We start from the raw sequence: 19,074 nt of genomic DNA on the forward strand, positions 1-19,074 counted from the left end.
CTTATAATGTAATAATATAACATTACACAAGACGGGATGAGGGTGTGGATCGCGGTGCCTTAAGGAAGGTTGGTCGAAAAACTTCCGCATGGACGTCTCGTGTCCAATTCGCAATGTCCGCCATCAGCGCAAAGCCAAGAACCACCACGCCTGCATGAACCGACGCGCTCTTGGGCGTTCAGTGACCGATCTGCTCCGCCAAGGCAGTCACGATGTCGGTTTGCTCGATCTCCGCCAGCGGTCTGTGGATGTGCCATGTGCGGTGCTGGCCATTCGAACCGTGCACGGTCACGACAGTTTCTACGGGCGGACAGTCCGGTTCGTGGCAGGCGAGTTCTGCGACGGACACGATGTCGGTTTCTGCGAGGTCGAGGTGTTCCGTCACCCAGGCTTTAACCATCCCGGCACGGCCGGGTGCGGCGCGGCGTTCGAAGAGGTTCTTCATTCGACTCCTCCGTCAAGACGAACCCAGAGGATGCGGCCGGCCTCGTCGCCGACGAAGAGCCATCCATCCGGCGTGATCGCCAACGCCGAGACCGGCGTGCCGCTCGACCCCTTGATAACCATGTCTTCCATGCTGCCGTCGTTCGACGGACGCCCGGCGAGAACGCAACCATCAGCAAAACCGGCGAAGACGCCGTCAAGACCGACTAGCCCCGAAACGGCCGTACAGAGCTGCTTTCCGCCATAGGCGCAAGATTGCGGTGGACGTCCCATGGGGCCATCTTTGGTGTCGAAGGGCCAGCAGACTGCTTCGTCTGCGCCGGAGGTGGCGAGAAAGGGTGCGGTACCGACCCAGGCAAAGCTCTTAACCTTGGTGGGATAGCCAGACATCCGCATGTCGGCCTTGTCACGCAAACGCCAGCCGTGAAGCGCATTTTCCTGCGTCGAAGTCGCGACATACTTCCCGTCGGGGCTGAATGTGACGGCGCCGTGCGATCCCTTCCAGACGAGCTTCGTTGCTTTCCAGCGCCGCTCGCCCCGTTCCCAAACCGTGGCGCCCCCGTAATGGGCGACGGCGAGCCGGCGGCCCTTGGTGTCGAAGGCGAGGCCACCGACGGTGCTTGGGTGTTCGAAGGTCTTTGAAGTGGTTTCGTCTGAGCGCCAGACATGGGCAGTACGGCTTGAAGAGCAGGCGTACAGACCGGGCCCTGCGGCGACGCAATCGACCAAACGTGTGCCGAAGCTCGCAATTTCTTTGAGGGATCCGTCGGGCGAGAGACGCAGGAAACGCCCGTCATCGCCACCAGTAACTATCGCGCCCGATTGTCCTTCGGCGGCAAGACACAAGACCGCGCCGCGATGCGCCTCCACGACTTCTGGTGGCTCATCCGGGCGGAAGAACCGGACCGAACCGTCTCCGAACCCAACGGCAACGCCCGTGCCGCTGGAAACCGCGGCGGTCACTGGCGCGCCAGTATCGAGCGTGAGGCCCTGGCGTTCGAGTTGAGTCTCCTCAAAGCCTTTGCGGCGTCGGTCTTGGCGCGCCGCTTCTGTTGCTACGCCGCCTGACATGCGGCGAAACCGTCTTCGAGACCCATTGTTTCGAGGTTGCGTCCGATGAAGACCAGCCGCGACTGCCGCGCTCCCTGCGGCCAAGACCCCATCGGTGCGCCATCCATCAGCATATGGACACCCTGGAAGACGAACCGATCGTCCTCGCCCTTAAAGTCGAGGATTCCCTTGGAGCGCAGGATGTCCGGCCCTCGGGTCTGCAGAAGGTTGCCGAACCATTCCTGGAACTTCTCGAGATCCAGCGGCACGTCTGACACAAGCGAGATGCTCTTCACGTCGTCGTCGTGTTCATGGTCGTGGTCCGATGTCAGGAAGTCGGGCTCCACTTCCAGCACACGGTCAAGACTGAAGGCGTTAAGGCCGATCACCTCGTCGAGCTCAGTCCCGCAACGCTCCGTGCGAATGATCTTGGCATAGGGGTTGATACGGCGAATGCGCTCTTCCACACGGCCAAGACCATCTGTTGCCACAAGGTCCGTCTTGTTCAGCAAAACGATGTCAGCGAAGGCGATCTGCTCTTCGGCCTCGTGGTGTTCGCCAAGCTGGTTGTCGAGATGTACAGCGTCCGCCACCGTCACAATCGCATCGAGCCGTGTACGGTCAGCCACGTCCTGATCGACGAAGAAGGTCTGTGCTACCGGGGCAGGGTCGGCAAGACCCGTGGTTTCCACGATGATGGCGTCGAACTTGTCGGCTCGTTTCATCAATCCGCCGAGGATGCGGATCAAGTCTCCCCGTACCGTGCAGCAGATGCAGCCGTTGTTCATCTCGAAGACTTCCTCGTCCGCGTCGACGACGAGATCGTTGTCGATTCCCTCCTCACCGAACTCGTTCACGATCACGGCGTACCGTTTGCCGTGCCGCTCTGTAAGGATCCGGTTGAGAAGGGTCGTTTTTCCTGCACCGAGGAAACCGGTTAGCACGGTGACAGGGATTTGCGGGATCTGATCCATGGTTGGGTACCTCAGTTGGCTGACGCGTCTGGGCGGCATGCGCCGCAGCGGCCGCGGATTTCGATGACGGAATGCTCAGGTTTGAAGCCCGAGTGGCTGGATAGGGCGGCAATGTTCTCGGCGAGGCGCGTGTCGACGTGCTCGGTCACGGCGCCACAATCCTCGCAGATCTCAAACACCGGGGTCTCCGTGTGTCTGGGATCGCAACACACGGTCCACGCGTTCAGCGATTCGATCCGGTGGACGCGCCCTGCAGCAAGAAGTTGGTCCAACGCGCGGTACACTGTCGTCGCCGCGGTCACACCTTCGCTGCGGAGAGCTTCCAGGATCTGGTAGGCGGATAGCGGTTTGTCTTGGTGCCGCAAGTGATCAAGCACGCGATCTGCATGGGTTCGGCGGCGTGATTTGCCTTTTGCCACGACCAGTCTCCTCTTGGCCGCCCCTTGGTTCAAGACTAACGCGATGCCCCAACGGCTGCAATGTTATAACGTTGCATCGTTCTTACAATTACGTCGATGAACCAAAGAAGCCGACCCTCATGGTTTGTTCGCGCTGCTGAATCTGGCGCACCGATCTGGAACAGCTTCCCGCAAAAGGAGACGGCCTTCCCGATAAACGGGAAGGCCGTCACTGTTATCAATATTGCGTCGACGATCAGGCGAGGTCGAAGCGGTCGAGGTTCATGACCTTGGTCCAGGCGGCGACAAAGTCGTTGAAGAACTGCTGCTGTGAGTCTTCACACGCATAGACTTCTGCGACGGCCCTCAACTGAGAGTTCGATCCGAAGACCAGGTCGACGGCGGTCGCCGTCCACTTGACGTCACCGGTGGCGGCGTCGTGGCCTTCATAGACTCTCTCGTCATCGGCCGACTTCTTCCATGTCGTCGCCATGTCGAGCAGGTTGACGAAGTAGTCGTTGGTCAGCGTCTCCGGCTGTGTCGTCAAGACGCCGTGATCGTTGCCACCATGGTTCGCCTTCAAGGCGCGCATTCCGCCGATCAGGACCGTCATCTCCGGTGCGGTCAGCGTCAGCAGTTGCGCCCGGTCGACAAGACGTTGCTCGGGCGACCGGCCGTTGGCCTTGCCGAGGTAGTTGCGGAAGCCATCGGTCCTCGGCTCAAGATGGGCGATCGAGTCGACCTCGGTCTGCTCTTGCGAGGCATCCGTGCGGCCCGGCGCGAAGGGCACCGTTATGTCGTGGCCGGCGTTCTTCGCGGCTTGCTCGATGGCCGCGGAGCCGCCGAGCACGATGAGGTCGGCGAGCGACACCTTCTTGTTGCCGGACTGCGCGCCGTTGAACGCTTCCTGGATGGTCTCAAGAACCGGCAGGACCTTGGCCAATTCGTCCGGCTGATTGACGGCCCAGCCATTCATGGGGGCAAGGCGAATGCGCGCGCCATTGGCGCCGCCGCGCTTGTCGGAACCGCGGAAGGTCGATGCCGATGCCCAAGCGGTAGTGACCAGTTGCGAGATGGAGAGGCCGGAGGCAAGAAGCTTGGCCTTCAGATCCGCGATGTCCTGGTCGTCGATCACGTCGTGGTCGACCGCCGGTACCGGGTCCTGCCAGATCATCTCTTCGTCGGGCACCAGTTTGCCCAAGTAGCGGCTGATCGGACCCATGTCGCGGTGTGTCAGCTTGTACCATGCTCTAGCAAAGGCATCGTCGAGCTCTGCCGGGTTGGCCAGGAAGCGTCGGGAAATCGGCTCGTAGATCGGGTCGAACCGCAGCGCCATGTCGGCGGTGGTCATCATCGGCGCGTGCTTCTTTGACGGATCGTGCGCATCCGGCACGGTGTCCTGGGCGGACGGATCCTTCGGCGTCCACTGGTTGGCGCCAGCCGGGCTCTTGGTCAGCACCCATTCATAACGGAACAGGACCTCAAGATAGTTGTTGTCCCACGTGATCGGGGTTTCGGTCCACGCGCCTTCGATGCCGCTGGTGATCGTATCGTCGCCCCTGCCGGTGCCGAAGCTGTTGGCCCAGCCGAGTCCCTGTTCCTCAAGGGGGGCACCCTCGGGCTCACGGCCGACATACTTGTCGGGATCGGCGGCGCCATGAGCCTTGCCGAAGGCGTGGCCGCCGGCGACCAGCGCGACTGTCTCCTCGTCGTTCATGGCCATGCGGCCGAACGTCTCCCGGATGTCCCGGCCCGACGCGACGGGGTCCGGATTGCCGTTGGGGCCCTCCGGGTTGACGTAGATCAGGCCCATCTGCACGGCGCCGAGTGGATTGGCGAGCTCACGGTCGCCGCTATAACGCTCGTCGCCCAGCCACTCGGTCTCGGGACCCCAATAGATGTCCTCTTCCGGCTCCCACACGTCGGCGCGGCCGCCGCCAAAGCCGAATGTCTTGAAGCCCATGGAGTCCAGCGCGACGTTGCCGGCCAGGATCATCAGGTCGGCCCAGGAGAGGCTGTGGCCGTACTTCTGCTTGATCGGCCACAGCAAGCGTCGCGCCTTGTCCAGATTGCCGTTGTCGGGCCAGCTGTTCAGCGGCGCGAAGCGCTGGGTTCCGGTCGAGGCGCCGCCGCGACCGTCATAGACCCGATAGGTGCCCGCGCTGTGCCAAGCCATGCGGATGAAGAAGGGGCCGTAGTGGCCGTAGTCGGCGGGCCACCATGCCTGCGAGTCCGTCATCAGGGCGTGCAGGTCCTTCACGACGGCGTCGAGGTCGAGGCTCTTGAAGGCCACCGCGTAGTCAAAGTCCTCGCCCATCGGATCGACCAGGGGCGAGTTCTCGTTCAGAACCCTCAAGTTCAACTGGTTCGGCCACCACTTCTGGTTGGCCGAAGAACCGGTCATCAATTGCGTGTGGGCACCGCCCATCACCGGGCATTTGCCCGCGCCGCCTACGGACTCGTCCATGTTTGCCTCCTGCTATGACATGTTTGGGTGAGGATTGTGTTGAGGAGACCGCGCCCCGGTGACATGCGATCAAATGCCCAAATCGTAACTGCGGTAGACGAAGGCACGTCCTGTGGCCTGAAGAGCCAACAGCACTGGCCGCCGGACATTGGCGCGTCGCTCGCCGCGGTTTCGTCGGGGCTAAGGGTCATGGCTACCTCGCTCCTTTCTCACAAAACTAGGCTAGGGCTGGCTTTTTCATAAGAGAAATAGAATAAAAAGATGAAACTAATCGTCTTTGCCGATCAGAAGCGCTAGGCTGCGCGTCATCGAGACTGACTGTTTGGGCCATGAACACCAGGGACCTGGAATACCTTGTCGCCGTTGCGGAGGAGCTTCATTTCGGGCGAGCGGCGGAGCGCTGTCACGCCAGCCAACCGGCCTTGAGCGGCCAGTTGCGCAAGCTCGAAGAGCGGCTTGGCGTCAGGCTTTTCGAGCGCACCAAACGTCATGTCCGGCTGACCGAGATCGGCGAGCGAACAGTCGAACGGGCTCGCGACATCCTGCGCAACGTGGACGCCATGGAACAGACGGCGGCGGCGCATAAGGATCCGCTGGTCGGTTCGTGCACGCTTGGCATGCCGCTCACCATCGGGCCTTTTCTGACCCCGCTGCTGCTGCCGGCGATGAAGTACTATCTTCCCGATGTTCGCCTGGAGCTGATCGAAGACTTCACCGATCATCTGGAGCAGCAGCTTGTGAACGGCGATCTGGACGTTGCGATCCTGGCAACCAGCCCAACCCATTCCGTCCTGTCGGAGATTGTTTTGTATGACGAACCGTTCTGGGTTGCGATGCCGAACGATCACCCACTGACCGACGATGAGACCGTCGACATTGAGCAGATTGAGCCGAATGAGCTGCTGCTTCTGTCGGACGGACATTGCTTGCGCGATCAAATCTACGAGGCCTGTAAGCTGGATCGCTCCAATTCGGTTGGTAATGGCGGTCCAAGGACTCAGAAGACCAGCCTCTCGACCATTCTCTCACTCGTCGGTTCCGGCGACGGCATCACGCTGGTGCCGGCGATGAGCCTTTCCGGCGGTTGGGTTACCGATGCCGGCATCGCCGTGCGCCGCGAGAAAAGTGGCACAGCGGGGCGGACCGTGCGCCTGACCTACCGCAAGGGATACCCGCGCATGGCGTTGGTCGAAAAAGTGGCCGATATCGTTGCCGGTATCGTGCCGAACACGGTGTATCCCTCGAGGCGCTAGGACGAGGCACCGGTCTTGCCTGCTAAACTGGGGATGGATGACGACCACCACTTGTGATCGTGTCGGGATCGCCGATAATCACGCGCAGTTGACGTGTAGCGGAGTGCACCATGGCCGCCTGGATCAAGATCATTGCCGAGGAAGAGGCGGACACGACGTTGCTTCAGGCTTTCGATAGCGCACGTACGCCCCATGGTACCGTCGACAATGTCATGCGCGTTCACTCGCTGCGGCCGCACACCATGGAGGGGCATCTAGCGCTTTATCGCAGCGTCCTGCATCACCCCCAGACCGTGCTGCCGCTGTGGTTCCTGGAAGTCGTCGCGAGTTATGTCAGCGTCGTCAACAACTGCAACTACAGCCTGAGACATCACTTTGCCAACGCGGCGCGCCTGATCGGTGACGATGAACGCGCGAAACGTGTGCGCGCCGCCTTGACGAGCCGCGCGCCGGAAGCGGAGTTCGACGGCAGGGAACTCGCGCTGTTGCGCTATGCAGAAAAGCTCACCGTATGGGTCGGCGTCATGGAAGAAGAAGACATCGCCGCGTTGCGCGAGACCGGATGCGACGATGGCGAGATCCTGGAAGTGAACCAGGTCGTCGCCTACTTCAACTACTCAAACCGGGTGCTGAACGGCCTGGGTGTCAGCCTCGACGGCGACCAGGTCGGCTATTACGGCGCAAGCCCGGGCGATGACTGACTTTGCCGATGCCCGCGAGATCGCGGTCGACGACATTCCGGTCATCGACATCGGCCCGTTGCATGCCGATGGCGGTGATGCGGCTTATCAAGACATCGGGGCGCGGTTGTTGCGCGCGGCAACGACGGCCGGCTTCTTCTATGTCGGCAACCACGGTCTGGGACAAGACGTGGTCGACGCGGCCTTTGCCTGCTCGCGCCGGTTCTTCGCCCAGCCTGATGCGGTGAAAGGGGAGGTCAGGGTCAGCGAACGCCATCGTGGCTGGCTGCCGGTCGGCGAAGCCAAGATGGCTGGACACGATCAGCCGGACCTGAAGGAAAGCTATATCTGGGGGCTCGACCTGTCGGTGGACGATCCCGCCGTTACAGGTGAGGGCGCGATGATCGGCGTCAATCGCTGGCCGGTCACCATGCCCGATATGCGTCAGGCGCTCATGGCCTATTTCGACGGCGCCCATGATGTCGCGCGCCTGATGTTCGGCGCGTTCGCCGCCGCGCTTGGCGTGCCTAGGGATACGTTCACCGGCGGGTTCGAGCGTCCGATCTCGCGCGCCAGCCTGATCCACTATCCAACCCAGGCGGCCCGCGACGACGCACAGTTCGGCGTGGCGCCGCACACCGACTACGGCTGCATGACAATCCTGGCCCAAGACGATGTCGGCGGCCTGGAGGTCCTGGCACGGGACGGCGACTGGCTGACCGCCCATCCGATCCCCGGCACCCTGGTCGTCAATGTCGGCGATCTACTGGAGCGCTGGACCAACGATCTCTTTGCCTCGACACGCCATCGGGTGGTCAACCGGGCAGGGCGCGAGCGCTTTTCGATCGCCGTGGCCGTCGATCCCGACAGCCAGACGGTGATCGATCCGGTACGCGGGCCAGGCGAGGACGCCCACTATCCGCCGGTCACGTGCGGTGATTACATCCGTGGACGGTTTGACGAGTCCTTCGCCTATCGCAAGGCCGCTTCCCGCGACGGGGCATCGGCGGATTAGCCATCGGGCGGGCACTTGTGCTAGAAGCCGCGCCGCTAATGCAGGAGAACCATCATGTCGGCCAACGGTAAGCTGAATGTCGCGATTTTGGGCGCAAGTGGCTATACGGGCGCCGAACTGCTGCGCCTGGCGGTCAGCCATCCGGATCTGCGTATCGTGGCGCTCACCGCCGACCGCCGTGCCGGCGAGACCATGGGCGAGGTTTACCCGCACCTGCATCATCTCGATCTGCCGGATCTCGTCACCATCGACGACGTCGCGTGGGACGAGGTCGACGCCGTCTTTTGCTGTCTGCCCCACGGCACGACCCAGGAGACCATCGCCGGCTTGCCGGAGCACGTGAAGGTCGTCGATCTCTCCGCCGATTTCAGGCTTACCGACACCGCACTCTACGAAAAGGTCTATGGCGGCAAGCACCGCGCAATCGACCTGCAGAAGGAGGCGGTCTACGGCCTCACCGAGATTCATCGTGACAAGGTGCGTCAGGCTCGGCTGGTCGCCAATCCCGGCTGCTACACGACGGCGGCGGAATTGCCGCTGGTGCCGCTTCTGGAAAACGATCTGATCGAACACGGCGACATTATCATCGACGCCAAGTCGGGCGTGACCGGCGCCGGCCGTTCGCCTAAGGAAGCCAATCTGCACACGGAGGTTTCCGAAGGCATTCATGCCTATGGCATCGCGACCCACCGGCATGTCCCGGAGATCGAGCAGGAACTGTCGGTGGCAGCGGGCGAGCCAATTGCGGTCAGCTTTACCCCGCACCTGATGCCGATGAACCGGGGTATCCTGGCGACGAGCTATGTGCGTTTGAAGAACGGCCACACGGCCGACGACCTGCGCGCGGCGATCGCGAGGCGCTACGAAGGCGAACCGTTCGTCAAGCTGGTGCCACAGGGGCAGGCGCCGGCGACGCGCCATGTGCGCGGTTCGAACCTCTGCCTGATGGGGGTGTTCGCCGACCGCCTGCCGGGACGCGCGATCCTGGTCTCTGCCCTCGACAATCTGGTCAAGGGCGCTTCGGGCCAGGCGCTGCAGAACATGAATGTCATGGCCGGTTTCGAGGAAACCGACGGTTTGTCCGCCGCGCCCATGTTTCCGTGAGTGTGCCGGGCCCGACCATCCTGCCCCATCACGGCGCCTGGCCGCAGATCGCCGACGACGCGTTCGTCGCGCCTGGCGTCTTTGTCGCCGGCGAGGTCACGATCGGCTCGCTGACCGGCGTCTTTCCCAGTTCGGTCCTGCGCGGCGACGTCAATTCGATCACAATCGGCGCGCGCACCAACATCCAGGACGCGACCGTCGTCCATGTCAGCGGACGCGGCTCGCCGACGGTGATCGGCGATGAGGTCACCATCGGCCACCACTGCCTGATCCACGCCTGCACGCTGGAAGACCGCTGCTTCATCGGCATGCGCGCGACGGTAATGGACGACGCGGTCGTCGAAACCGGCGCCATGGTCGCCGCCGGCGCCTTGGTCACGCCGGGCAAACGCGTGCCGTCCGGCGAGCTGTGGGCGGGCAGTCCGGCAAAGAAAATGCGCGATCTTTCGGATGAGGAGGTCGCCGGGTTCCAGGCGACAATCGACCGCTACGTGAACCACGCGAAAATCTATCGCGAGACGATCCAAGAGCTCGGCTGAACCTGCTACGACAGCAGGATCACCACTGCCGTTGCGGCGATGACGCCGGCCATGATCAGGCTGAAGATGCGACTTGCCTGCGGTCCCTTGAGATAGCGATGCAGGGCCTCGCCCGCCAGCATCCATAGGCCCGCGCATAGCAGCGTCATGAACACGAAGACGAGCGCGACGACGCCGGCGCGCCACCAGTGGGACGGCAACAGGCCGACATAACCGCTGGCCACGGCCAGCGCGAACGTCCACCCCTTCGGATTGACCCATTGGAAAAGTGCGGCCTCGTGGAAGCGGAGCGGGCGCCCGCGTGTCGGCCGGCCGTCTCCTGTGGCCGATTTCGGCCGCACGAACTGATAGGCCAGCCATAACAGCCAGGCGGCGCCGGCGATCTTGACCGCGATAAGGAGTTCCGGAACCCGTTCGACAATCTGACCGAGCCCCAGCGTGACCGCCGCGTTCATGAACGCGAACCCGATCGCAATACCCCACAGGTGCTGCAAGCTGCGGCGCCAGCCGAACGCCGCGCTCGATGACATGATCATCAGGTTGTTGGGGCCGGGCGTGACCGCCCCGACAAAGGCCAGACTGAGCAGGCTGGTGAAGAGCACGAGATCCATGACCGACCCAGCTTAACCGGGGCCGATGCCGGTTGCGCGTGCTCTATTGAATGGGTTCAATCCTGGCGCAGGTCGACCTTGACGTAGGAGCCCGGCGCATCCTCGATGGCCTTGAGTTTGCCGTCGCCGGGCACGCGGGCGGGGACCTGTTCGCCGGACTGCTTGGCAAGCCATTTGGCCCAATCGGGCCACCAGGAACCGCCGTGTTGTTCGGCGCCATCCAACCACGCCTGCGGGCTCGGCTTCAGGTCTGCATTGGTCCAATAACCGTACTTTTCCTTCACCGGCGGATTGACGACGCCGGCTACATGGCCGGACATGGCGAGGGTGAAGGTGGTGTTGCCGCCATAGAGCTGCGTTGCCTTATAGGTCGACACCCATGGCGCGATGTGGTCGTCGATCGTCGAGAGGATATAGGACGGCTGTTTGATGCGGCCCAGATCGAGCGTCGTGTCGAGCAGGACGAGCTCACCTTGCGAGAGCGCATTCGCCAGGTAGAGCTTGCGCAGATAGAAGCTGTGCATGGCCGCCGGCATGCGCGTCGAATCCCCGTTCCAGAACAGAATGTCGAACGGGAAAGGCTCCTTGCCCAACATGTAATTGTTGATCACGAACGACCAGATGAGGTCGTTCGCGCGCAACGTGTTGAAGGTCGCCGCCATTTCGGACCCCTCGAGATAGCCGCGCTTGGCCATCAGCTTCTCAAGGCCCTCAACCTGCTCCTCATCGACGAACACGCCGACATCACCGACCTGCTCGAAATCGACCAGCGTTGTCAGATAGGTCGCCGAGGCCACGGGCGACTTCTTCTTCTGCTTGGCCAGATAGGCCATGGTGCAGGCCAGAAGCGTGCCGCCGATGCAGTAGCCAAGCGCGTTGATCTGGGCCTCGCCGGTCGCCTTCTTGACCGCGTCGATGGCCGCGAGCGGACCTTCGACCAGATAGTCGTCGAAGGTCTTCTTGGCGAGCTTGGCGTCGGGGTTGACCCATGAGATGACAAAGACCGTGAAGCCCTGTTCCACGGACCAGCGAATGAACGAGTTTTCGGGTTTCAGGTCGAGGATATAGAACTTGTTGATCCACGGCGGAATGATCAGCAAGGGCGTCTTGTGCACGGTCTCCGTGGTCGGCGTGTACTGGATGAGCTGCATCAGGTCGTTCTGGAAGACGACCTTGCCGGGCGTCACCGCCAGATTGTCGCCAACCTTGAACGCCTTTTCATCGACCATGCGGATAGCGAGCTGTCCGTTACCCCGCTCGAAATCGTCCAACAGGTTCTTCAGGCCCTTGACCAGGTTCTCGCCGTTGCTTTCGTAGGTCGCGCGCAGGACCTCAGGGTTGGTCATGACAAAGTTCGTGGGTGACGCCGCGTCGGCGATCAGCTTGGTGTAGAAATCGAGCTTGTGCTGGGTCTTCTTGTCCAGGCCCTCGACGTCGGAGAGGGTCGAGGTCAGCCAGTTCGACGTCAGCAGATAGGACTGCTTGAGGTAGTCGAAGACCGCGTTGTCGCTCCAGTTCTCGTCGCGGAAGCGCCGATCGTCCTTGGCCGGGGCGACCACGGGCTCGACCTCCTCGCCGGCCATGCGCCGGGCGGTCGTCTGCCACAGGTCCATATAGCTCTGCCACAGGTTGGCCTGGGCTTCGAACAGACGGGCGGGATCGCTCATCAGCCGGGCGGTCGCCTCCATGAACGTCTGGCCGATCCGCATGGCATCGTCGAAAGCGCCGGAGTCGTTCGCCTGACGGTTCATGTATTCCTGCATGACCCGCTGGCTCTGCTCGACGATCTTGGCCCACTCTTTGGGGTCGAAGTCCGGCCCGGCGCTGTCTTCGGTGGTTTGCTTGCTCATCAATCTGTCTTTCGCTGCCGCCACCGGCAAATCGGGCACCCTTATAGGGCGGTTCCCGGTTGTCGTGGGGGGCAAAATGGTTAAGGTATTGGCCCTCGCGTTGGCGCGGAACATATACGGATTCCATGTCAGATTGCAGTGCAAAAGATCGGATTGGCTGGCGGCATTGGCGCTTGGCTGTTGCCCGGCCCCTAGGGGTTGTGGCGGCCTGCGTCGTGCTCGCGGCATGTGCGGATTGGCCGGACGACTACGACATCACCGACTGGTCGGACGAGCCGGAGGTGGAGGGTGAGGTTCCCGGTGCCGACGAGGACTTCCCGTCGCTCGGCTCGGTGCCCGAGCCACCGGAAAACGTCTCCACGCTTGAGGATATCGAGCAGGTTGAGCAGTCGCTGACGTCGGATCTGCAGAATGCCCAGCACAGCAGCGGCAACTACCAGCGTGCCGAGGACGAGGTCGAGTTCGAGCCTGTTCCGGTTCCCGAACCGGAAGTCATCGAGGAAGAGGTCGAGGAAGATAACGACCTCTTCGGCTTCTTTGATTTGGATGGCGAGACAGACGCTGAAGCGACCGAGACAGTCGAGACCGTGACCGTGGTCGAAGAGGTCGAGGTCCAGGAGGTCGAGACCGTCACAACGGACTCGGGCGAACTCGTCGCCGAGGAGGTCGTGGTCGAGCGGACGGTTGTCGCCGAGGCCGTCGTCGAGGAGACGGCTGTTGAGGAGGCCATTGTCGAAGAAACCGTTGTCGAAGAAACCGTGTCCGACGACGTGATGACCGAAGAGACCGTTGTTGCGCAGGCAGTTGAAGATGAGGCCGACCGGACAAGCCCGTCTCTGGTCGCGCAGTCCGAACGCGACGGCGACAACGCAGATGCCTACGCCATGCCGGACGATGATATCGACGAGGCCGTGATCGGTAGCGCTACCGTGACCGAGACGGCGCCCACATCCTCCGCTGCCGTGGTCGAGGAAACGGTTGTTGCCGAGACTGCCGGCATCGATGGTGTGTCCGACGAGACGGTCGTGAGCGAGACGGTTGTCGAACCCGGTGAACCGAAGATCCAGATACCCGAGGGCTCGCCAGATGACGCGCTGCCGCCGCAGGTGGTCGGCCGAACGGTGGCCACGGAAGTCGCTGTGGCGCCGGCGCCGACACCCTCCATCTCGGGTTCAATGGAGGCGGAGACGGTTGTTGTCGACGATACCGTTGCTGAAGAGGTCATTGTCGCGGCGGCGCCGGCGGTGGCTGCGGTTGACGAACCGGTGTCTTCGCCATCGTCGTCCGAAGAAGTCGTCGAACGCGAGGTCACCGTATCCGACAGCCCCGCGGGCGGGGTACAGCAGACATTTGACACGCTGTTTTCGGAGTCCGGTGCCGATGCGGTGTCGGCCGGTTCCGGGGCGGCCACGGTAACCGCAAGCTTCTCCGATGCGCCACCGCCAACCATCACCGCCAATGGCTTTGAGACGTTGGCCGCGATCATCCGTTTCAACCTTGGATCGACAGCGCTGGACAACAGGGACCGCGAGATCATCGGGCAACTTGCCGCCATCTACCGCGAACGTGGCGGGAAGATCCGCCTTGTCGGCTATGCCAGCCATGATCCCGGCAACAAGAACGCGACCGACGAGGCGCTGGTCAATTTCAAGATCTCGGTCGACCGCGCAACCGCCGTCGCCGACGAACTCGTCCGCCAGGGTGTCCCCAGCCGCGACATCGTCGTCGATGCCCAGGGCGATCAGGCTTCTGCTCACCTGGCCCAGGGCCAAATCGACGAGGCCCAGCAGCGGCGCGTCGACGTCTACTTTACGAACTAATGGCAACGTTGCGTCTGGGAATTGCCGGCTTGGGCACGGTCGGTTGTGGCTTGCTGGCTCTGTTGCGCGACAACAAGGCGACCATCGAACAGCGCGCTGGAAGCGTGCTGGAGGTCAGTGCCGTCTCCGCCCGGGACAAATCGCGCGACCGTGGCGTCGACCTCGGCGGTATCGCCTGGACCGATGACGCCCGCGACTTGGCAGGTCGCGACGATGTCGATGTCGTCGTCGAGTTGATCGGCGGCGAAGACGGCGTCGCGCTCGATCTGGTGCGCGCCGCGGTTGGCGCCGGCAAGCATGTGGTGACCGCGAACAAGGCGCTGCTCGCCGTCCATGGTACCGAGATCGCACGGCTCGCCGATGCCAATGGCGTGCATGTCGGTTACGAGGCCGCCGTCGCCGGCGGCATCCCGATCGTGAAGGCCTTGCGCGAAGGATTGGCCGGCAACCGGATCAAACGTCTCTACGGCATCCTGAACGGCACGTCGAACTACATCCTGACCCAGATGGGCCAGCATGGCGCGCCGTTTGCCGACGTGCTGGCCGAGGCCCAGGATCTTGGTTATGCCGAAGCCGATCCGACCTTGGATATCGGCGGCGGCGATGCCGCCCACAAACTTGCCATTCTGACCAGTCTGGCCTTCGGCCGGCCGGTGGATTTCGCCGGCGTCCATGTCGAGGGCATCCAACAGGTGACGCCTGAGGATATTGCGTTTGCCGCCGAACTCGGTTTTGACGTCAAGCTCTTAGGCATCGCCGAGGAGACGGAACACGGCATTGCCCAGCGGGTCCACCCCTGCATGGTGCCGCTCAACGCCAACATCGCCCACGTCAACGGTGTCTTCAACGCCGTGGAGGTGGAGAGCGATCAGGCCGATGTCACGACCTATGTCGGGCGGGGCGCGGGTGGCGGGCCTACCGCGTCGGCGGTGGCGGCGGACATCATCGATATCGCGCGTGGCCTACGTTTGCCGCTGTTCAACATGCCTGCGGGCGATCTGGAAGACCAGCCCGGCGCCCCCATGGACCGGCGATTTGGCTGCTACTACATTTGCCTGCACGTGGTCGACCAGCCCGGCGTTATCGCCGACATCTCAGCCATCCTTCGCGATCACGCGATCTCGCTTGAGAGCCTGCTGCAGCGCGGCCGCGACCCCGGGGAAAGGGTGCCCGTCGTGTTGACCACGCACGACACCGAAGAAGCCGCCATGATGGAAGCGCTGAAGCGGATCGCTGCGCTGGATGTCATGATCGAAGAACCGCGCATGATCAGAATTGAGAACCTGTAGCGTAGACTGCGGGGGAGCGAAAACAGGAGGAGCCATGACGGAGCTGGGTCGGGATCTGGCACTGGAAGCCGTTCGAGTCACCGAAGCGGCCGCGGTCGCGGCGGCATCGTTGATGGGGCGCGGTGACGAAAAGGCCGCCGATCAGGTTGCCGTCGACGCCATGCGCACATGGCTGAACGGTTTGGATATCGAAGGCACGGTGGTGATCGGCGAAGGCGAGCGCGACGAGGCGCCGATGCTCTATATCGGCGAGAAGGTCGGCACCGGGAAGGGGCCGAAGGTCGATATAGCGCTTGACCCCCTGGAAGGCACAACCATTTGCGCCACCGGCGGCGCCAACTCCCTTGCCGTCCTGGCGTTTGCCGAGGATGGCGGTTTCTTGAACGCGCCGGACACCTACATGGACAAGATCGCTGTTGGCGGCGGCCTGCCGGACGGCGTCATCGATCTCAACGACAAGCCCAAGGCCAATCTGCACCGCCTTGCCGATGCCAAAGGCAAAAAGGTCGAGGATCTCGTTGTGTTGATCCTCAACCGTCCGCGTCATGCGGACCTGATCGCCGCCGTACGCGATTCCGGGGCGCGTATTCGCTTGATCCAGGATGGTGACGTCGCTGGCGTCATCGCCACCACGCGGCCAGAGACAGGCATTGACATCTATATGGGCATCGGCGGCGCACCCGAAGGTGTGCTGGCGGCGGCCGCGCTGCAGTGCATCGGCGGCCAGTTCCAGGGCAAGCTGCACTTCCGCAACGACGATGAAAAGCTCCGCGCCGGCAAGATGGGCATCACCGATCTGGCCAAGACCTACAGCATCGGTGAGCTTGCGCACGGCGATATCTTCTTTTCGGCGACCGGTGTTACCGATGGCTGGATGCTGCGCGGCGTGCATCACCATGGCGATCAGGTGCAGACGGAGTCGATCGTCATGCGCTCGCGCAGCGGCACTGTGCGTAAGGTCTCGGCCGACCACAATCTGGCGCGCAAGACCTATCTGACCGGCAGCTAGGCGTCATGACGGACGCGGTCTTGGGTGTTGACCGGTCCGTAACCGGACGCCGTTGGCGGCCGCGCCTTAAAGACGAGGCCCTGGCCTTGGCGCTTTCCCAGCGTCTTGATCTTCCTGATGTCGTGGCCCGCGTGCTTGCCGCGCGTGGCGTTGATCTCGACGGTGTCGAGGCATTCCTCAATCCAACTTTGCGATCGGCATTGCCGGATCCTCTCTCGCTTACCGATATGGAAGGCGCGGCGACGCGCCTTGCCGACGCGATCGAGTCCCAACAGACGATCGGCGTGTTCGGTGACTACGACGTCGACGGCGCGACGTCGTCGGCATTGTTGTCACGTTACGTGCGGGCAATCGGCGGCGCGATCGCCGTCCACATTCCCGACCGCATCAAGGAGGGGTACGGCCCAAACGCACCGGCGCTGGTCAGCTTGCGTGATCGAGGTGCAGGCGTTGTCGTCACCGTCGACTGCGGCATTGCCGCGCATGAACCGTTGCGCCTTGCGGCGGAGGCCGGCATCGACGTTGTCGTTCTGGATCATCACATGGCCGAGGCAGACCTGCCGCGTGCCCACGCCGTCGTCAATCCCAACCGTTTGGATGACAGCAGCGGCCTTGGGCAGCTTGCCGCGGTCGGTGTGACCTTCATGACCGTGGTGGCGCTTAACCGGGTGCTGCGCCAGCGCGGCTGGTTCAAGGATCGGCCCGAACCCGACCTGATGGCTTGGCTCGATCTCGTCGCGCTGGGTACGGTGTGTGACGCCGTGCCGCTGTCGGGTCTTAACCGCGCCTTCGTCGCCCAGGGATTGAAGGTTCTGAGCCGGCGCGGCAACACGGGCCTGAACGCACTGGCGGAGATCGCCGGCATCAGCGAAACACCGGGCGCGTACCATGCTGGTTTCGTGCTGGGGCCACGGATCAACGCAGGAGGACGCGTCGGCCAGCCTGATCTCGGCGCGCGACTGTTGAGCACGGAGGACGCCGACGAGGCGGTCGGCATCGCCATGCGCCTCGATGATTTCAACACCGAGCGTCGCTCGCTTGAAAAGGCCGCCCTGAACGATGCGTTGGATCAGGCCGAAGCCGCCATGGCGTCGGACCCCAGTTTGGTCGTCGTTGCGTCCGAAGACTGGCATCCCGGCGTTATCGGCATTGTCGCGAGCCGTCTCGTCGACCGCTTTCATCGCCCGTTCGTCGTCGTATCGGTGTCTGACGGCGTCGGCAAGGGGTCGGGCCGCTCGGTGGCCGGCGTCGACTTGGGTGCGGCGGTCACGGCGGCGCGTCGGGCCGGTTTGTTGATCAACGGCGGCGGCCATCCCATGGCGGCCGGCATTACGGTTGGTGCCGACAAGCTCGGCGATGTCACGGCCTTCTTGCAGTCACACTTGGCGGACGCGGGTGCCAATGTAGCTGCGGTGCCGGACATGGGCATCGACGGTGCGTTGAGCGCCGCCGCGGCGACACCGGAGTTGGTCAAGACAGTCGAACGCGTTGGTCCGTTCGGCGTCGGTAACGCCGAGCCGCGCTTTGTCGTCGCCGACGCGACGGTCGTGCGGGCCGATGTCGTGGGGACCGACCACGTACGCTGCATTCTCGGCGGCGGCGACGGTGCGCGGTTGAAAGCAATTGCCTTCCGCGCCGCGGGGTCGCCGCTGGGTCAGACATTGATGAATGCGGGTGGTGCGCCGCTGCACGTTGCCGGTCACTTGCGGGCCGACCGCTGGCAGGGCCGGGAAGGTGCGCAGCTGGTCGTCGAGGACGTCGCGCCCGCCAGGTCCTGAGGTTGGCTACACCCGCCGAATGGCGCCCAGTTCCTTGATGACTGCTTCGGCGATGCGATCGGCGACGATGGTCATCAGCTTCGCGCCGGACTCCGCGTTGGAACCATCGGTCGGTGCCAGCACGCCGGTTTCGTTCGCCCAGCTCATGTCGGGCGGGAAGATGTCATAGGGTGGAAATGCCGGAAATTCGTGCTGGGGCAGGCGGTCCATATGGACGAGATCGGGACTTGCCGACAGCATGATCGAGGTTTCTAGGAGCGCGGCATGTTCGTACTCAATTGTGCCTGGCGGCCGCTCGAAACATGCCTTCAGGACATCCTCATCGGCCATTTCCCACCATGCCGTGCTCAGCATGCGCATCTCGCCTTCCGGCAGGCCGGCCTCGCCAATCGCGCGGTGGCAGGCCTCGGTGACGAACCAGGTGTTCTCGAAGTGGCCGTTGATCAGCGCCACGCGCCGCACGCCCTTTTCCATCAGGTCGACCAGCACCTCGGCCGCGACGGCCGAGAGCGTGTTGCCAGTCAGGCCGATATTGCCAGTGCGATGGTGGCCGCCGCCGGTGCGCATCTGCGACTTGTAGCCCCAGTGAATCGCCGGCGCGATGACGGCATCGACTCGCTCGGCGACGAGCTCGCAGGTGTGGACCGCGATGATGGTGTCGGTCGCCAGGGGCAGGTGTCTGCCGTGGCCTTCATTGGCGCCGATCGGCAACAGCACGATGGCGCCAGCCTCGAAACGCTCACCGACTTCCTGCCATGTCATCTGGGGAATGTGATGCTGGGACATGATGAAC

18 protein-coding genes are annotated in these 19,074 nt (G+C 63.1%); 10 read left to right on the top strand and 8 right to left on the bottom strand.

The genetic code is table 11. The annotated features are described in order from the left end of the window. Positions 1 to 178: 178 nt before the first annotated feature. Both AAF563_05490 and AAF563_05495 read right to left on the bottom strand, forming a co-directional pair. Complete coding sequence (locus AAF563_05490) at positions 179 to 445, bottom strand: hypothetical protein (GenBank protein ID MEM7120709.1); 267 nt, start codon at positions 443 to 445, stop codon at positions 179 to 181. Continuing rightward, positions 442 to 1,314: a WD40 repeat domain-containing protein gene (locus AAF563_05495; GenBank protein ID MEM7120710.1), complete on the bottom strand. Its 873-nt coding sequence runs from the start codon at positions 1,312 to 1,314 to the stop codon at positions 442 to 444. The genes AAF563_05490 and AAF563_05495 overlap by 4 nt, the downstream gene beginning before the upstream one ends. Between AAF563_05495 and AAF563_05500 the strand changes: the two genes are divergently transcribed. Continuing rightward, positions 1,303 to 1,512, top strand: a complete 210-nt coding sequence (locus AAF563_05500; protein MEM7120711.1) for a hypothetical protein — start codon at positions 1,303 to 1,305, stop codon at positions 1,510 to 1,512. The two genes, AAF563_05495 and AAF563_05500, sit on opposite strands and share 12 nt — an antisense overlap. Here the strand turns inward: AAF563_05500 and AAF563_05505 are convergent. The 3 genes from AAF563_05505 to katG form a co-directional block, all read right to left on the bottom strand. Further along, positions 1,500 to 2,468: a GTP-binding protein gene (locus AAF563_05505; protein ID MEM7120712.1), complete on the bottom strand. Its 969-nt coding sequence runs from the start codon at positions 2,466 to 2,468 to the stop codon at positions 1,500 to 1,502. The genes AAF563_05500 and AAF563_05505 overlap by 13 nt on opposite strands. A gap of 11 nt (positions 2,469 to 2,479) precedes the next feature. Next, entirely contained in the window at positions 2,480 to 2,887 is a 408-nt protein-coding gene (locus AAF563_05510) for a Fur family transcriptional regulator (protein ID MEM7120713.1), read from the bottom strand. A 235-nt stretch (positions 2,888 to 3,122) separates the two neighbouring features. After that, positions 3,123 to 5,294: a catalase/peroxidase HPI gene (gene katG, locus AAF563_05515; protein MEM7120714.1), complete on the bottom strand. Its 2,172-nt coding sequence runs from the start codon at positions 5,292 to 5,294 to the stop codon at positions 3,123 to 3,125. A 368-nt stretch (positions 5,295 to 5,662) separates the two neighbouring features. Between katG and AAF563_05520 the strand changes: the two genes are divergently transcribed. The 5 genes from AAF563_05520 to AAF563_05540 all read left to right on the top strand — a co-directional run bounded on the left by AAF563_05520 (position 5,663) and on the right by AAF563_05540 (position 9,924). After that, positions 5,663 to 6,586, top strand: coding sequence for a LysR substrate-binding domain-containing protein (locus AAF563_05520; protein MEM7120715.1), 924 nt, complete (start codon positions 5,663 to 5,665; stop codon positions 6,584 to 6,586). Between the two features lie 110 nt (positions 6,587 to 6,696). Next, on the top strand, positions 6,697 to 7,287 hold the full coding sequence (locus AAF563_05525; protein ID MEM7120716.1) for a peroxidase-related enzyme: 591 nt from the start codon (positions 6,697 to 6,699) through the stop codon (positions 7,285 to 7,287). After that, positions 7,280 to 8,281: a 2OG-Fe(II) oxygenase family protein gene (locus AAF563_05530; protein ID MEM7120717.1), complete on the top strand. Its 1,002-nt coding sequence runs from the start codon at positions 7,280 to 7,282 to the stop codon at positions 8,279 to 8,281. Before AAF563_05525 ends, AAF563_05530 begins: the two co-directional genes overlap by 8 nt. A 54-nt stretch (positions 8,282 to 8,335) precedes the next feature. After that, entirely contained in the window at positions 8,336 to 9,385 is a 1,050-nt protein-coding gene (gene argC, locus AAF563_05535) for an N-acetyl-gamma-glutamyl-phosphate reductase (GenBank protein MEM7120718.1), read from the top strand. Positions 9,386 to 9,387: 2 nt separating this feature from the next. Next, positions 9,388 to 9,924 carry a gamma carbonic anhydrase family protein gene (locus tag AAF563_05540; protein MEM7120719.1) on the top strand — a complete coding sequence of 179 codons (537 nt, stop codon included), beginning with the start codon at positions 9,388 to 9,390 and terminating at the stop codon, positions 9,922 to 9,924. A gap of 5 nt (positions 9,925 to 9,929) precedes the next feature. Here the strand turns inward: AAF563_05540 and AAF563_05545 are convergent, their stop codons facing one another. Next, positions 9,930 to 10,535 (bottom strand): LysE family translocator, encoded by a 606-nt coding sequence (locus tag AAF563_05545; protein MEM7120720.1) that lies wholly within the window; start codon positions 10,533 to 10,535, stop codon positions 9,930 to 9,932. A 56-nt stretch (positions 10,536 to 10,591) separates the two neighbouring features. Further along, a complete protein-coding gene (gene phaC / locus AAF563_05550) occupies positions 10,592 to 12,385 on the bottom strand; it encodes a class I poly(R)-hydroxyalkanoic acid synthase (GenBank protein ID MEM7120721.1) in 1,794 nt (597 codons plus the stop codon). A gap of 215 nt (positions 12,386 to 12,600) precedes the next feature. Between phaC and AAF563_05555 the strand changes: the two genes are divergently transcribed. The 4 genes from AAF563_05555 to recJ are packed head-to-tail and all read left to right on the top strand — an operon-like array spanning position 12,601 to position 18,281. Next, positions 12,601 to 14,205 carry an OmpA family protein gene (locus AAF563_05555; protein ID MEM7120722.1) on the top strand — a complete coding sequence of 535 codons (1,605 nt, stop codon included), beginning with the start codon at positions 12,601 to 12,603 and terminating at the stop codon, positions 14,203 to 14,205. Beyond that, positions 14,205 to 15,494 (top strand): homoserine dehydrogenase, encoded by a 1,290-nt coding sequence (locus AAF563_05560; GenBank protein MEM7120723.1) that lies wholly within the window; start codon positions 14,205 to 14,207, stop codon positions 15,492 to 15,494. Before AAF563_05555 ends, AAF563_05560 begins: the two co-directional genes overlap by 1 nt. A gap of 34 nt (positions 15,495 to 15,528) precedes the next feature. Beyond that, positions 15,529 to 16,503 (top strand): class II fructose-bisphosphatase, encoded by a 975-nt coding sequence (gene glpX, locus AAF563_05565; GenBank protein MEM7120724.1) that lies wholly within the window; start codon positions 15,529 to 15,531, stop codon positions 16,501 to 16,503. A 5-nt stretch (positions 16,504 to 16,508) separates the two neighbouring features. Beyond that, the gene (gene recJ / locus AAF563_05570; GenBank protein ID MEM7120725.1) at positions 16,509 to 18,281 is read left to right on the top strand and encodes a single-stranded-DNA-specific exonuclease RecJ; all 1,773 of its coding nucleotides are present in this window, start codon (positions 16,509 to 16,511) and stop codon (positions 18,279 to 18,281) included. Between the two features lie 6 nt (positions 18,282 to 18,287). Here recJ and AAF563_05575 read toward each other — a convergent pair whose 3' ends face one another. Beyond that, entirely contained in the window at positions 18,288 to 19,067 is a 780-nt protein-coding gene (locus AAF563_05575) for a creatininase (protein ID MEM7120726.1), read from the bottom strand. Between the last annotated feature and the right edge of the window lie 7 nt (positions 19,068 to 19,074).

Source organism: Pseudomonadota bacterium (assembly GCA_039028155.1).
Classification (GTDB): Bacteria; Pseudomonadota; Alphaproteobacteria; order SP197; family SP197; genus JANQGO01.